The organism is Moritella sp. (assembly GCF_033791185.1).
Classification (GTDB): domain Bacteria; phylum Pseudomonadota; class Gammaproteobacteria; order Enterobacterales; family Moritellaceae; genus Moritella.
Genome location: NZ_JASJHF010000196.1, coordinates 1 through 14,464 on the forward strand (window position 1 = coordinate 1; position 14,464 = coordinate 14,464).

General features: G+C 39.8%; 15 protein-coding genes. 9 read left to right on the top strand and 6 right to left on the bottom strand.

Annotated features, from left to right (window positions below; translation table 11 throughout):
- The 3 genes from QNK26_RS11750 to QNK26_RS11760 form a co-directional block, all read left to right on the top strand.
- A partial coding sequence (locus tag QNK26_RS11750) for an HD-GYP domain-containing protein (protein ID WP_319223146.1) occupies positions 1–252 on the top strand: 252 nt, incomplete at its 5' end.
- 285 nt (positions 253–537) lie between these two features.
- Positions 538–3,603 (top strand): ATP-binding protein, encoded by a 3,066-nt coding sequence (locus tag QNK26_RS11755; protein ID WP_319223147.1) that lies wholly within the window; start codon positions 538–540, stop codon positions 3,601–3,603.
- Positions 3,604–3,936: 333 nt separating this feature from the next.
- On the top strand, positions 3,937–4,233 hold the full coding sequence (locus QNK26_RS11760; RefSeq protein ID WP_319223149.1) for a hypothetical protein: 297 nt from the start codon (positions 3,937–3,939) through the stop codon (positions 4,231–4,233).
- 153 nt (positions 4,234–4,386) lie between these two features.
- Here the strand turns inward: QNK26_RS11760 and bcp are convergent, their stop codons facing one another.
- Positions 4,387–4,896, bottom strand: a complete 510-nt coding sequence (gene bcp / locus QNK26_RS11765) for a thioredoxin-dependent thiol peroxidase (protein ID WP_319223150.1) — start codon at positions 4,894–4,896, stop codon at positions 4,387–4,389.
- A gap of 160 nt (positions 4,897–5,056) precedes the next feature.
- On the opposite strand from bcp, the gene QNK26_RS11770 reads away from it, so the two are divergent.
- Complete coding sequence (locus QNK26_RS11770) at positions 5,057–5,545, top strand: DUF6314 family protein (RefSeq protein WP_319223151.1); 489 nt, start codon at positions 5,057–5,059, stop codon at positions 5,543–5,545.
- Positions 5,546–5,640: 95 nt separating this feature from the next.
- Here the strand turns inward: QNK26_RS11770 and QNK26_RS11775 are convergent, their stop codons facing one another.
- Positions 5,641–6,180 carry a glycine cleavage system protein R gene (locus QNK26_RS11775; RefSeq protein WP_319223152.1) on the bottom strand — a complete coding sequence of 180 codons (540 nt, stop codon included), beginning with the start codon at positions 6,178–6,180 and terminating at the stop codon, positions 5,641–5,643.
- A gap of 188 nt (positions 6,181–6,368) precedes the next feature.
- Here QNK26_RS11775 and dapA point away from each other — a divergent pair, with 188 nt between their 5' ends.
- Together dapA and bamC are read left to right on the top strand one after the other, a co-directional pair.
- Positions 6,369–7,247 carry a 4-hydroxy-tetrahydrodipicolinate synthase gene (gene dapA / locus QNK26_RS11780; RefSeq protein ID WP_319223153.1) on the top strand — a complete coding sequence of 293 codons (879 nt, stop codon included), beginning with the start codon at positions 6,369–6,371 and terminating at the stop codon, positions 7,245–7,247.
- A gap of 27 nt (positions 7,248–7,274) precedes the next feature.
- Complete coding sequence (gene bamC, locus QNK26_RS11785; RefSeq protein ID WP_319223154.1) at positions 7,275–8,405, top strand: outer membrane protein assembly factor BamC; 1,131 nt, start codon at positions 7,275–7,277, stop codon at positions 8,403–8,405.
- A gap of 101 nt (positions 8,406–8,506) precedes the next feature.
- Here bamC and QNK26_RS11790 read toward each other — a convergent pair whose 3' ends face one another.
- From QNK26_RS11790 to QNK26_RS11800, 3 genes are read right to left on the bottom strand one after another with little or no spacing between them, the layout of a single operon-like run.
- Positions 8,507–8,767 (bottom strand): DUF2897 family protein, encoded by a 261-nt coding sequence (locus QNK26_RS11790; protein ID WP_319223156.1) that lies wholly within the window; start codon positions 8,765–8,767, stop codon positions 8,507–8,509.
- Positions 8,768–8,812: 45 nt separating this feature from the next.
- The gene (locus QNK26_RS11795; protein WP_319223158.1) at positions 8,813–9,523 is read right to left on the bottom strand and encodes a M15 family metallopeptidase; all 711 of its coding nucleotides are present in this window, start codon (positions 9,521–9,523) and stop codon (positions 8,813–8,815) included.
- On the bottom strand, positions 9,513–9,815 hold the full coding sequence (locus tag QNK26_RS11800; RefSeq protein WP_319223160.1) for a SelT/SelW/SelH family protein: 303 nt from the start codon (positions 9,813–9,815) through the stop codon (positions 9,513–9,515). The genes QNK26_RS11795 and QNK26_RS11800 overlap by 11 nt, the downstream gene beginning before the upstream one ends.
- 132 nt (positions 9,816–9,947) lie before the next feature.
- On the opposite strand from QNK26_RS11800, the gene QNK26_RS11805 reads away from it, so the two are divergent.
- Positions 9,948–10,628: a TIGR01621 family pseudouridine synthase gene (locus QNK26_RS11805; protein ID WP_198436999.1), complete on the top strand. Its 681-nt coding sequence runs from the start codon at positions 9,948–9,950 to the stop codon at positions 10,626–10,628.
- 260 nt (positions 10,629–10,888) lie between these two features.
- On the opposite strand, the gene tal is transcribed toward QNK26_RS11805, so the two are convergent.
- Positions 10,889–11,836 (bottom strand): transaldolase, encoded by a 948-nt coding sequence (gene tal / locus QNK26_RS11810; protein ID WP_319223161.1) that lies wholly within the window; start codon positions 11,834–11,836, stop codon positions 10,889–10,891.
- 272 nt (positions 11,837–12,108) lie between these two features.
- Here tal and QNK26_RS11815 point away from each other — a divergent pair, with 272 nt between their 5' ends.
- Both QNK26_RS11815 and tyrA read left to right on the top strand, forming a co-directional pair.
- Positions 12,109–13,176: a 3-deoxy-7-phosphoheptulonate synthase gene (locus QNK26_RS11815; protein ID WP_319223162.1), complete on the top strand. Its 1,068-nt coding sequence runs from the start codon at positions 12,109–12,111 to the stop codon at positions 13,174–13,176.
- 54 nt (positions 13,177–13,230) lie between these two features.
- Positions 13,231–14,373 (top strand): bifunctional chorismate mutase/prephenate dehydrogenase, encoded by a 1,143-nt coding sequence (gene tyrA / locus QNK26_RS11820; protein WP_319223163.1) that lies wholly within the window; start codon positions 13,231–13,233, stop codon positions 14,371–14,373.
- Positions 14,374–14,464: the final 91 nt, after the last annotated feature.

A 14,464-nucleotide genomic window follows, 5' to 3' on the forward strand; every position in this document is an offset into this window, starting at 1 on the left:
AAATGGAATGGTACCGGCTACCCTAATGGCTTATCGAGAGAGAATATCCCTCTTTCAGCGCGCATAGTTGCAATTGCAGATGTTTTCGATGCTTTAACTAGCGAGCGCCCCTATAAAAAAGCTTGGTCAATTGAAAAAGCCGCTAAATTAATTAAAGAAGAGTCTGGAAAGCATTTTGATCCGAGTTTAGTCGTTCATTTTTTAAATTTCCTACCTGAATTTGAAGAGATAGCAGACAATAATCGCGATTAATAATACTCTGCAATAGAGAAAATAAAAGTGACTGTATTTTTAAAAAAATCAAATGATACGCGTATTATGTTCGGCTTTATTAGCGTCATATTTCTGCTTGTTGCAATTGGTTTAGCTGGCGTGTTCAACCTCACTAAATTAACCGACGCAATTGAGCGATACGCAAAAGCTGGGCAATTATTAATTGCACTTGATAGTGCACGGCTTTCAGAGCTTATTTATACCCGAGATAGTTTAGAGCAAGATGCAAAAAAAGCGGCGGATAATATTGATATTGTCGTTGCGTTGGTTCAACAGTTTACCAATGACAATGACAATGACACTGAGATAGTCGATACTGAAAAATTATTAATAACCTCTCATCAATATCAAACAACATTTGAAAGTTACGTGCTACTGACTAAGGAATTGCAACAAAAACAAAGTGATATGGCCAGTTCAGCCATATTGGCAAATAACAGTGCCGAAGCTCTGAGCATGCTGCAGCAAAAGTATATCGATTACGATAAGTTGCAAATCATTAATCTTAGGTTCGAAACTGATGCGATAATGAATAATTTAAGACGTGCTTACCAATTAGAGATCCAGCTTGAAGCAATTATCAGTATTAAAAAGGATTTCTTACTCTCACATAAAAAGCATGACCTTGTATCGCTTGGAAAATACCTTCATAAAATAACTTCTCTGACCAAAGCCTTGAAAGAGTCTGTAAAAAATCAGGCCAGTCTCAATACACTGATGCAATTAGAGTCTCAATTAACTAAATTAACAGAGTTTTTTAAACAATTAGACAATATAAATAATTATGCCGACATAACTATCAATACGCCATTAATTATTGCTATAGAAAAACAAGCTTTACTGCTTACGGAACTTGCTTTTGAATTGCGTACTAGCGAACAAAAACTCCTTGATTCAACCTTTGAACTCAGTGATAGAACTCAAAATTTAATGTTAGGACGGTTAGAGTTATCTGAACAAGTTGATGTTTTATTAACTAATATAGGTATCGCGAGGCAGCTTGATAGAGAGTTTTCGATAGCATACGATAAAGAAACACGGCACTTATTGTTTAGCCAAATTCAACAATTATTAATTTTAACAAAAACGAAAGTTAAAGTTATTACGTCATCACTGATAGAGAAAGAGGCACAAAGTGCTTTCAGTGAATTTTTACCTAGTATTGAGCTTTACCTCAATGATTTTTTGAGGTTGGCGAATGTTAAAGAACAACAGTTAGCGTTTAGAAATAAAATGAATGAGTCAGCCCTCATAGCCAATGATATTTTGTCTAACTTTCGTGACTACCGATTTACAGAAATGGTCGATTCACGAAGCTTAGCGAGCAAAATGTCTACTTTATCTATTTTCTTTTTAATCAATATTGTATTACTTGGCTATTTTATTCGTCGCTCGCAAACATCACTCACAAATTTAACTCATCAACTGGGGATTGCCGCTGAGCAAGCTAAAAATGCAGATCAAGCGAAATCCGACTTTTTAGCCAATATGAGCCATGAAATTAGAACCCCAATGAATGCCATTATTGGCATGAGTTATTTAGCACTAGAAACAGACTTGAATCCTAAGCAACGGAATTACATTGGTAAAGTGAATCGTTCAGCCAACGCTTTACTTGGGATCATTAATGACATTTTAGATTTTTCTAAAATAGAGGCGGCTAAGTTAACTATTGAAAATATTGAATTTAATCTTGTGGAAATTTTAGACGATGTGGCAGATACCATCGGCTTACAGGCACAACAACATGGTTTAAAATTACTATTTGATATTGATAACGCTCTCCCAGTTAATTTTATTGGCGACCCATTACGATTAAAGCAAGTATTGGTAAATTTAGGTAATAATGCGGTTAAATTTACTAAAGAAGGGCAAATCAAATTTAGCTTTACCTGCAAAATGAGTGAAAACGATAAAATCGTATTAATTTGTGATGTACAAGATACTGGTATTGGTATGACGCAAGATCAAGCACAAAGCTTATTTGCGGCATTCTCTCAAGCTGACACCTCAACCACCCGAAAATATGGTGGTACAGGTTTAGGCTTGGCGATTTGTAAACAGCTGACACAATTAATGCAAGGCGACATATCGGTAACCAGTGACGTTGGTATCGGTAGTTGTTTTTCATTTTATGTGACACTTGAGCGATCCAAAATATCGCCGCATTGCCCAGATAAAAGAGCAACAGGCTTGGGGCACAATAAAGTCTTAGTTGTTGACGGCAACGAAACGACCAAGCATATGTTAAGTCACCAACTAGATGCCTTAAAGTGTGATGTCACCATGGCATCAGAAGCAGCGAAAACCGTTGAGCAGCAGTTGCTAGGTGCTCATTTGTTATTGGTTGAAGATAATGAAATTAATCAAGAGCTCGTTTATGACATATTAACCAACAAAGGGGTTAACGTAACAATTACCAATAATGGCAAAGAAGCGATTGAATGCTTAACTCATCAAACTTTTGATGGCGTACTTATGGATTGCCAAATGCCACTAATGGATGGTTATGCCGCGACAGAAATAATAAGAATGGATGAAAGGTTACAGTTGTTACCGATTATGGCAATGACCGCAAATATCATGGAAAAAGATTTAGCAAGAGCTAAAGCATGTGGCATGAATGATGTAATTGGTAAGCCAATTAATATTACTGAAATGATGAAGACGCTTGCTAAATGGGTCAATATAAAACAACCGGACGCACTTAAATTCCCAGAGCTTGCAGCTAGTACCGCGCTTACTGTAAAGCATGTTGAAAACGAAATGAACATTACCGGCCTTGATCATGCCATGGGATTATCTTGTGCTAATAATGATATAACCCTTTATTACAAATTACTGGCTAGATTCTCAAGCAAATATGCTAAAAATCATAATGATTTGGCTTTGTCTGAGTTAGATTCTAATGAACAGCAACTCTTTATCCATACTTTAAAAGGTCTTGCAGGAAACTTAGGCTTTTCTACAATCTATCAACTTTGCCAGATCGTCGAAAAGTATAAAGGTACTGAAGAATCAAAAAGTGACCAGTTACATAGTCTTGAAAAAATGTTAGAAGATGCATGTATAAAACTAAAACAATACTTTCAAGAGAATGAGTTTAGCCTTGCAGATGCTCCAATTAACCAAGGTGAAAAGCAAACGCAGAATCGGTTGGTTATAGACAGCATCAAGCAAGCGTTAAGAGCTTCAGATACTGTCGTTATTGATTTAGTAGAAAAGTATTCAGCCGATGAAATCGGCTTATCTATATCTGATTATCAAATGCTAATAGAGTATGTGCATAACTTTGATTTTGATGAGGCACTAACGTTTTTTGATGGTTAGTAATAACGAGTCATATTAGGCAAACTGCTATTATTTATACTGAATATGCTGCGTGTATCACATTTCGTGGTATACGTTATGCCAAGTGACAGGCAAAAGTATGATTTATCACCTCAATCTTAATAGACTGGTACCCATTTAGTGGTATATTTATGTGAATTTGATCGTATCGACTCATTAACTTTAAGTGTATAGATTGAGTCCGTGCGTGGTGACAAAATAAGTCAATAATTAGGTAACTATGATGAACAGATCTCGAAGGCTATTTTTCTTTCTTTAATCGTATGAATGAATATATTCTTAACTGCTCTGAGTGTTATAAAGGGGATGAGCGTGGATAAATCATTACAAACAAGAGTCATAAATTTTAAACATTTATGTTGTCAAAATTTAATTAACGATATTAAAGAAGCGGCGACTTGTGAAGTCCGAAGTGTTTGTCGCTTCGTGTGTCATCGTTGCCCTTGTGCCCCTGAATATATTGATCTTGAAAAGATAAAACTAGCTGGTTTGAGTTCATATACTATCCAGTTAAAAAAAGCAGAAGATGGGCAGTTATTAATTGCTATCACTATGCTGGGTATTGATAACTGGTTGTTAATGAATGACTTACCATTTGTAACGTCATAATTGATAATTGGGATATGGCTGTATATACAGTAGCTAACTGGACTTCACCCCCGATACCAATAAATTATTCAAAACAAAAAAGCCAACCATCCTGAGTCATTAAATACTCAAATCATGTTGGCTTGGTGTTGTTCTTAAATGAATCAGAAACGCTTATTTAGCGGTTAAATAATCCAATACTACTTGGTGGTGGTCTTTTGTCTTAAACTTGCTGTATTCGCCTTCTAGTGGCACAGCTTTTAATGATGCAGAAGTGAATACGTGTTCAACCATACCGAGTTCGTCGATTAAGAAAGAGAGACGGTGGATGCCATCATATTCCTTACCCATGAATTTTTTCAGGCCCCAGATGCCAAAAGCATCTGCGACGGCATGATCAGGATCTGAAAGTAGGCTAAAATTTAATTCATCACGCACACTAAACTTAGTGAGGCGAACGACTTCGTCTGGGCTGATGCCAAGTACTTCTACATTTAACTCTGTTAGCGCTGTGATATTATCACGTAGGCTTTGTGCTTGCGTTGTGCAACCGGGTGTCATTGCTTTTGGATAGAAATAAGCTAAGACTTTTTTGCCTGCGAATGAATCAAGCGAAACACTTTCATTATGTTGATTGAGCAGAGTAAACGATGGTGCTTTATCACCAGATTTTAAAGTTTGCATGGATATGAGTCCTAACTATGAATAAATCGTATGTTGCTATTGTGCGGTAGTTTTTACAGTTCGACAAGGGACTATTGGCAATCAGCATAACGCAGCATAAAGACATTACTAAAATAGTGATAACTAGCATTTAACTAGCATTTAAATAGTATTTAAGGAGATGACAGTGCAAACATTAACTGAGTTGTGGACTCTGCTTAATCGCTTAAACAGATTTAGTTTTAAAGTGAACACTGACAATGAATCGGTCACTGGCTGGCAAGGTGCAGGGCAGGGCTTAATTAAACGCCGTACTAATATGACCTCTATGTCGGAGGATATCGAATCCGGTGCGATTGTCGAAACCATCGAGCGCGGGGATTATTACGTATCTAAAGATCGTAAAGTGTCGATGCATAATCAATATCTGTGGCAGTTCAACGGTGATCACATTCGTTTAACCCATCTTCGCTTTGGCTGGGATAAACCGGTATACCTTTTTGATATTATCGAAAATGAGCAGGGGGCGTTAGTCACCCGTCAGTCACATCAATGTGCGGCAGATAATTACGATGCATCGTTTTTACTCACGCCAGATAGTTTGGAGATGCAGTGGCGTATTCAAGGCCCGCAAAAGCGTGAAGTATTAGATTATATTTATTCGGTGTGATGACCTGAGGTTGGTGATAAAAAGTGGCGGCAGGAAATAGGAAATAGTTGCGGTTAATCGAGCTGATAGACCGCAATGTTTAGCGAATAATAAAATTAAGCGGTGACAACTTTGTTATCGACCATGAACTTATATTCAGCATTTAAGATCATGCACAGTCCGGCGAGTTCCGATTCTAAAATCTCCAAATCGCTGTTAGATTTAGTATTTAAAGTGAAGTGTGCTTTAAGTATATCAGCGTGATCCTCAATGGTTAATATCTCAGAGCGTAGTCCCGCTAAATTGAGATTATTATTGGTAAAGAACAACGTAAACTTCTCAATAATACCAGTGGCATCAGGAATGGTAATATCGACTTCAATGCTATGATCATAACTGATTGGTTCGTGACGTTCGGTGCGCTTCATCATGGTGATTAAGTCGAGCTCTTGACTCTTTAATGGCAAGCTCGATTCAAGTTGGATCATCGCATTCCATTCGCCAGATAACAGCATGATCAAAGTAAATTCATTACCAAAAATAGCCAATTTACTATCCACGATATTACAGCCACAATTACTTACGTGACCGATGAGTTTATGGACAATACCTGGACTGTTGCTGCCAAGGGCGGTGATAACTAAATTTTGCGTCATTTTCTTCCAGGTAAATTAAAGTAAACAGTAGAGCATCATATACCCAAGCAACTTCAAGATGCAACAATCCGCGAGCTTATCAACCAGCATATTGATGTTGGGCGGCATATAACTAAAATATACTTGCGACAACTGACTCCTACTATTACTATGCCACGTGTTTTATCGTTAGTTATAACAAGGCCAATATGTTAACAGGTAATATCGTCGCACTTATCACTCCTATGCTCGACAACGGAGACGTCGATCTTTGCTCCTTACAAGGTTTAGTTGAATATCATATCCAGAGCAATACCACGGCATTAGCAGTGTTGGGTACCACAGGTGAATCTTGTACGTTTAATCAAGATGAGCATGTAGACGTCATCAAAAAAGTACTGGAAATGGCGCAAGGTCGTATCGCGATTATTGCCGGTACCGGATCAAACAGCACCCGTAATGCCATTAAACTCAGTCAAGAATTACATCTGTTGGGTGTGACTGCCGGACTTTGTGTCACGCCTTATTACAATAAGCCAACCCAAGAAGGCTTATATCAGCATTATAAAGCGATTACAGAAGCCTGTGATTTACCTCAGATTTTGTATAATGTACCGAGTCGTACCGGTTGTGACATTAGCGATGAGATCGTGGTTAGATTAGCGGAACTTAATGCTATCATAGGCATCAAAGACGCTACCGGTGATTTAACGCGTTTAACTCGACTTAAACCCTTCCTACCGGATGATTTTTTACTATATAGTGGTGATGATGCAACGGGCTGTGAGTTTATGTTGCAAGGTGGTAATGGGGTTATTTCTGTTACTAGTAATGTCGCTGCCGATGCAATGAGCCGTATGTGTTCGTTTGCATTAGCTGGACAACGCCAAGAAGCGACTGAAATTAATAACAAATTAATGGGTTTACACCAAGATTTATTTGTCGAAGCAAACCCAATTCCGGTAAAATGGGCGTGCAAACAGTTATCTTTGACTGCAACGGCTAATTTACGGTTACCATTAATTGAATTAGATCAGCAATATCATGCTCAAGTGAGTGCGGCACTCGCGCTTGCAGTAGATGCATAAATTTTTGAATTAGGGAATATTAATACTATGACTATGTCATCAACAGGTCACCGCTTGACTGCTGCTAAGCGTTACAGCGTTTTAGCGTGTGCTATTTTAGTCAGTGCTTGTTCAGGAGCAGATACAAGACGTCAGGCCAATCAAGACTTTGAATATTTAAAGCAAACAACAAAACCAGAAATGGTGATTGCAGAAGGGCTTGATGCGCCGTTATACACACAACGTTATAATGTGCCTGAATTAGCACCAGGGACTGAAGATTACCCTGTTGGTGCCGCTGTTGATGTGCGTTCGCCAGTCCAAATATTAGCGTTATCGCCATTAGTACGTGTTGAAGAAGGCAGTGAAAATGTGACTGTTTGGTTTAATAGCCGCAGTTCACAAGACGATGTTTCTTCGCAGGTATGGTCGTTATTAGCCAATTTCTTAGCAGATAAGAAAGTGGCGATAGCTAACTTGGATGAGGCTAATCATACCTTAGAAACAGATTGGTTAATTAACCAAGAAACGTTTGATGAATTTAAAGAAGTATCAGAATACGAACTTAAACAACGCTATAAATTCACCTTATTAACCGTGGCAAGTAAACGTACTGTCGGTTTACAAGTGGACTTGATTGATCACGAAGAGCGTTTAAAAGGTACCAAGGTTGATAATCAATTAAGTAAAGGCGATAGCCGCCGTTTTGCAGTGCAAATGCTCAATCTACTGAGTATCTACTATGAAGTAGACCGTATCGAAGGCCATAACCAAGAAACGGAACAACAAAAAGCATCGAAGCTGAAAATCGATTTTGTTGACCAGCAACACCCTGTTATTACCTTAAGCATCCCATTTGATGATGCTTGGACCTTACTACCTAAGGTATTAAGTAAAGTAGGCATGACGGTTGAAGATCAGGATAAACTTGCTGCTAATATGCTAGTGAGCTTTGACGAACAGTCTGATGAGTTCTGGCTGAACAACAAGGTCACTCGTGTAGAGCTCGAAGAAGATGATTACCGTATTCAGGTCGGTGAGATCAAAGGTCATACGTCAATCGCCTTCTTTGGTGAAAACAAGCAACCTTTGTCTGCTGAAGCCATGAGCCAGTTATTCATTAGCTTGAAAGATGCAGCTGATGCATTACGTGCAGAGAAAGTAGAAGACGAAGAATAGCAGTAAGGCACCTAGGGTGTTAATCATGTAATAACAAAAAGGCCTATGTATCAGTACATAGGCCTTTTTGTTTATAGCGCGTAGCCCTAATTTATTACAGGCTATTTCTCCGTGTCTTTTTTCACATCATCTGGCATTGGGTTTTTGTTGTATTCGTTATGGTATTCATTGTCATATTCTTGCTGCTCGTTGTCATCATCCGGTAGTGCTTTGGCATGTTCACCTGCATCCAGGTGGAAGGTTTTGTTGTATTGGTGTTCAATTTCTTTGGGGATGTGCATTTTCATGTTTGCGGTGTATTTTAGCGTCATGATAGATCCGAGAATGAAACCTAAGGCAACTATAATAATGAGCCAAACCATAAATCCTCCTATTTGTTATTTGCGATTAATTATTAGTATTTGCGATTAATTTGGTGTTGAAACGTTGCTAATAAACTGGGTATAAATCTGTTCTATATTGGCTAAAATAGCCGCTTTACCTTGAATGTTAGCATTGCTAATCGTGTCGGTGAGCAATGCTAATGTGTAAGCTTGTTGCTTTGCTGCTGCGATAGGTAAATAACTTAAATGCCAAGGTTCACGTGATACTCCCCCCAAGTCTTGACGATAAGGGCGATAGAAACCAGAGTCGGCAATATTGTTATCTAACCAAGTAGACAAAGCCGCTAAATAACCACCGGCATCATATTCTTGTGGTATCAGTTGTAGCTGATAACCCTTGGGCAGCGCGCTATAATCACAGACATCAATTTCGGTCCCCCAATGATGACGGCTGGCGCCGGGTAGCATCGACCAACGCAATATCGCGAATACCTTTTGCTCTTCACTAAGTATAGCTGTATCTAGCGGTTGGCTATTATGATCTAAAATGGGTCTTAGGCCGTTAAATTTATTATTCCAAATACTCAGTTGCTGTTCAAAAGAGCGGAAGCTAGAGACCACATCGAGGTTAAATCCTGCTAGTTTGGCACGCGCTTGTAATTGTTCAAATGCAGGTAGCACTTGTTGGTGGATAAGCTTGGACTGTTTATGATGACAATGCGCAGGTAAGGCAATCACATGGTGCTGTGTTTGCCCTGTTAATACAGCAATGTTGATTGATGTGTTAGCTGGCATCGGCTGAACCTACACGGTCGCAGTGGCCGAGGTCACGTTCTGGCGCAATGATGTCACGTACCCGTTGCTTTAAGACTTTTGCTTCGGGGAAGCCGCCATCTTGCTTGCGCTCCCAAATCAGTTGCTGATTGCAATGGATCTCAAAACGACCGCCTGTGTCTGGGTGCAGACTGATTTTACTGATGTCTTCAGCAAAGGTATGCAGGAGCTCTTGCGTTAGCCAAGTCGAGCGCAACATCCAGTTACACTGCCTGCAATAGTAAATATCAATTTCAGCTTTGATCTCTGACACGGTCAAGGTCCTCTTTTTATGACTTATTCTAACGTACGATTAGTTATCCTAGCGCTATTATTGACTTGGGTATATGATTTTGTCGCTTATTTAGGGTACACTTCGGCCTCATTTTCAGCATCGGTTTTTTAAATGTATAGCATTCTATTTCAAAATAATGATTTCTTGGTTATCAACAAGGCAGCGGGCATTGGTTTTCATGATGAAGACGGCGTTGATGGTATTTGTTCTATTGTCAGAAAGGATATTGGCAGATTAGTTTTTCCAGTACACCGTTTAGACAAAGTGACATCAGGATTGTTGTTATTAGCTAAATCATCAGAAGCGGCTGCTAAATTAGCCAAGTTATTTGAATTGCACGAGATCCAAAAATATTACTTGGGTGTGATCGATAGCAAACCAAAGAAAAAACAAGGTTTAGTGAAAGGCGATATGGAACGTTCACGTCGCAGCATGTGGCGTTTAACCAAGACGTTAACTAACCCTGCTGTTACCCAGTTCTTCACGCAAAGCATCGGTGATGGTAAGCGTTTAGTGGTATTAAAACCGCACACAGGTAAGACCCACCAATTACGCGTAGCATTAAACAGCCTGGGTAGCCCTATTTGTGGCGATCCACTGTATCAAAGTGCTGATGCTTGGAAATATGACCGTGCTTACTTACACGCATATTGCTTACAGTTTACTTTAGATGGAGAAGACTTTAGCTTTGTGGCGGATGAACTTAGCGGTAAAGAGTTTGAAACAGCGGCATGTAAAGAAGCATTAGTTGCTTATGCACAGCCAGAGACTTTGGCTTGGCCAAAAGTATAATACCAATGCCAAAAATTAAGTGAACAAAATGATATTGCTCCTGCAAACCGCTCAAGACATCCCTGTTCGCTTAGACAAGGCCATCCATGGCCATGTATGTTTGCGATAGCAATAGCATTTTTTACACCGTTATTTATAGGAATTGGTATAAGTATCACTATACGAATACTTAGAGCATAAAAAAACGCCCAACGTAGGACTCTTTCGAGTAATGCGTTGGGCGTTTTTGTTAACGACGTTTGGCTATCGTCTTATTCAAATTAGAATAAGTCAGCAATCATCGCTTCTAGTTTATTTTGGTCAATAGCGAAGTTACGGATACCTTCAGCTAGTTTTTCAACTGCCATTGGATCTTGGCTGTGATCCCAACGGAATGCCGCTTCTGTTAGTTTCGCTTTCGGTGCTACTGCATCTGCTTCTGAGAATAACGCTTGTACAACAGGCTCTGAAGAGTTTTGTAGTTCTTCTAATAGCTGTGGTGCAATTGTTAGACGGTCACAACCAGCAAGAGCAAGAATTTCACCTGTGTTACGGAAGCTTGCGCCCATCACAACAGTGTTATAACCCGATGCTTTGTAGTAGTTGTAGATAGTGCTTACCGAGATAACGCCTGGATCGTTAGCGCCTTGGTATGTTTCGCCTGTTTTGGCTTTATGCCAATCCATGATACGGCCAACGAAAGGTGAGATTAGGTATACGCCTGCTTCTGCACATGCTTGTGCTTGTGCGAAAGAGAATAATAGCGTTAGGTTACAGTTGATGCCCATTGCTTCAAGCTGTTCTGCTGCGCGGATACCTTCCCAAGTCGAAGCCAGTTTGATCAGAATGTTTTCTTTCTCAATACCCACTTCTTTATAAAGTTCGATTAGTAGTAGCGCTTGTTTAACACTTGCTTCAGTGTTGTAAGAAAGACGCGCGTCAACTTCTGTAGAGATGCGACCTGGAATAGTCGTTAAGATCTCTTTACCAATTAATACCGCTAGTTTGTCACATGCTAGTGCAACTTGTGCTTCTGGCGCTGCATTTTCTTTAGCATAGGCAATTGCTTGCGCTACTAGTGGTTGGTAAGTTGGTAATGCAGCTGCCTTTAGGATAAGTGATGGATTCGTCGTCGCATCTTGAGGCTGGTATAATTTAATTGCATCCACATCGCCTGTATCTGCAACAATAGTGGTTAATTTACTTAGCTGTTCTAACTGATTACTCATTATTTTATGTCCACAATTATATTATTGATCGGTGTAAGGGCTTACCGTTAACTATCATAAATATTGCTTGTAATGTCAATATTATAAAACCAGACTTCTTTGGAATTCTAGTTTTAGTGAAATATCGGTAATTTCTGAACAGTATCTTAGCACGACTTTCACTTGAAAGTATGTAGACTTTCATCACGTTTTGTAGACAAAATATTACTTGCAATCACATTCTGCTGCGGTATGTTGTTTATATATAATAAATAGGATATACGAGCAACCTAATGGAAAAAGATACCTTAAATAATGTGCATATTTGTTCTGAACAAGTATTAATGACACCTGCCGAGTTAAAAGTTAAATTACCTATTTCAAATCATGCGCTTGGTTATATACAAGCGGCCCGTGAAACGATTGCTAACATTATCGCTGGTAAAGATAAGCGCTTGTTAGTGGTGTGTGGCCCTTGCTCAATCCATGATGATAAAGCGGCGTTAGAATATGCCCACCAATTAAAAGCACTACATGACGAGTTGGGTGACTCTCTTTATATCGTGATGCGGGTGTATTTTGAAAAACCACGTACCACAGTTGGTTGGAAAGGCGCAATTAATGACCCACACATGGATGGTTCATTTGATGTTGAAACGGGATTAATCAATGCGCGTAAATTATTAATTACCTTAGCGGAAATGGAAATTCCCACCGCAACGGAAGCGCTTGATCCAATTAGCCCACAATATCTTGCCGAGTTATTTTCTTGGTCTGCAATTGGCGCGCGTACCACTGAATCACAAACTCACCGTGAAATGGCTTCAGGTCTGTCAATGCCAGTCGGTTTTAAAAATGGTACTGATGGTAGTTTATCAACCGCAATCAATGCGATGCAATCTGCGTCTCATTCACATCGCTTCATGGGTATTAACCAAGAAGGTCAGGTGGCACTGCTGCAAACCCAAGGTAATCCAGACGGTCACGTTATTTTACGTGGTGGTAAGCAACCTAACTATGATTCAGTTGCCGTTGCATTAGCAGAGCAAGATATGATTAAAGCAGGCTTACGCCCAAGCTTGATGGTTGATTGCAGCCATGCTAATTCAAATAAAAACCATGAACTACAACCACTGGTGGCTAAGAATGTGATCCATCAGATCCAAGAAGGTAATAATTCGATTATTGGTGTGATGATTGAAAGTCACCTCAATGGCGGTAACCAATCGTCAGAGCAACCAATTGCGGATATGGCATACGGTGTCTCTGTGACTGACGCATGTATTGATTGGGCAACGACGGACACGCTGTTACGTGAAACGGCTGCAGAACTCAGCAGCTGCTTAAGCAAAAGAACATAGTCTATATAAAACGAAGCAGCATATATATCAAGGACGTCATAAGGTGAATGGTCAGTGAAACTCGATCCGTTAGGTAAATTAAGAGACAAAATCGATGATGTTGACCAGCAGTTGGTTGACTTACTCGCACAGCGTATAGCCTTAGTGGCGGAAGTTGGCGAGATAAAGAGTGAGCACGGCTTACCTATTTATGTGCCAGAACGTGAAACGGCTATGTTGGAAAAGAGACGCGAGGAAGCCGAAAGTAAAGGGGTACCTGGTGATCTGATTGAAGACGTATTACGTCGTGTTATGCGTGAGTCGTATGCATCTGAAAAAGATTCCGGTTTCAAAACAGTAAAACCCGATCTTGGTCGTATCGTCGTCATTGGTGGTGCTGGTAAGCTGGGCATGTTGTTTGTGCGAATGTTCCGCCTATCTGGTTATCAAGTTGATATTCTAGAGCAGGGTGACTGGAATAACGCCGATGCGCTATTTGCTAATGCAGGGCTAGTGGTGGTATCGGTACCAATTAATCTAACCGAAACTATTATTGCTAAGTTAGGCCGTTTACCAAAAGATTGTGTCTTGGCGGATATCACCAGTATTAAGAATAAACCACTGCAAGCTATGCTCAATACTCACCAAGGTCCGGTGGTCGGGTTACACCCGATGTTTGGTCCTGACGTCGGTAATTTGGCCAAGCAAGTGATTGTTTGCTGTGATGGCCGTGGTAAAGACCAGTATCAGTGGTTGTTAGAGCAAATGCAGATCTGGGGTGCGCGTATTTATGACGTTGACGCCAAGCAGCATGATGAAGCGATGACGCTGATCCAAGCATTACGTCATTTTACGACGTTTGTTTATGGCGCGCATTTAGCTGAAGAAAACCCCGATATCCAGCAATTACTGGATCTGAGCTCACCGATTTATCGCTTAGAGTTAGCCATGGTCGGGCGTCTGTTTGCACAGGACCCAACCTTGTATGCAGATATTATTTTAGCCTCGGACAATAACATTGCCATGATCCGCCGTTATGCCGAGCGTTTCATGCAAGCGGCTGACATGTTAGAGCGTAAAGATAAAGATGGCTTTATTGAGTCGTTTGAAACGGTATCTGATTGGTTTGGTGATTATTCAACCCAGTTCTTGCAAGAAAGCCGTAACTTGTTATTACAAGCGAATGATAATCGACAGTTTTTTGGTGTCGAAAACTAATTAACGAATGTAACTAATCTAGCAAATAGCTGAAATAAAAAGAGCATCATCAGGATGCTCTTTTTATAGCTGAATAACGACTCATAATATG

What these genes read in the sequence shown, in the direction of transcription:
- QNK26_RS11805 (WP_198436999.1), top strand. Translation starts at nt 9,948, where the DNA reads ATGTATAGCATTCTATTTCAAAATAATGATTTCTTGGTTATCAACAAG.
- bamC (WP_319223154.1), top strand. Translation starts at nt 7,275, where the DNA reads ATGACTATGTCATCAACAGGTCACCGCTTGACTGCTGCTAAGCGTTAC.
- QNK26_RS11795 (WP_319223158.1), bottom strand. Translation starts at nt 9,523, where the DNA reads ATGCCAGCTAACACATCAATCAACATTGCTGTATTAACAGGGCAAACA.
- bcp (WP_319223150.1), bottom strand. Translation starts at nt 4,896, where the DNA reads ATGCAAACTTTAAAATCTGGTGATAAAGCACCATCGTTTACTCTGCTC.
- QNK26_RS11775 (WP_319223152.1), bottom strand. Translation starts at nt 6,180, where the DNA reads ATGACGCAAAATTTAGTTATCACCGCCCTTGGCAGCAACAGTCCAGGT.
- dapA (WP_319223153.1), top strand. Translation starts at nt 6,369, where the DNA reads ATGTTAACAGGTAATATCGTCGCACTTATCACTCCTATGCTCGACAAC.
- QNK26_RS11770 (WP_319223151.1), top strand. Translation starts at nt 5,057, where the DNA reads ATGACAGTGCAAACATTAACTGAGTTGTGGACTCTGCTTAATCGCTTA.
- QNK26_RS11815 (WP_319223162.1), top strand. Translation starts at nt 12,109, where the DNA reads ATGGAAAAAGATACCTTAAATAATGTGCATATTTGTTCTGAACAAGTA.
- tal (WP_319223161.1), bottom strand. Translation starts at nt 11,836, where the DNA reads ATGAGTAATCAGTTAGAACAGCTAAGTAAATTAACCACTATTGTTGCA.
- QNK26_RS11790 (WP_319223156.1), bottom strand. Translation starts at nt 8,767, where the DNA reads ATGGTTTGGCTCATTATTATAGTTGCCTTAGGTTTCATTCTCGGATCT.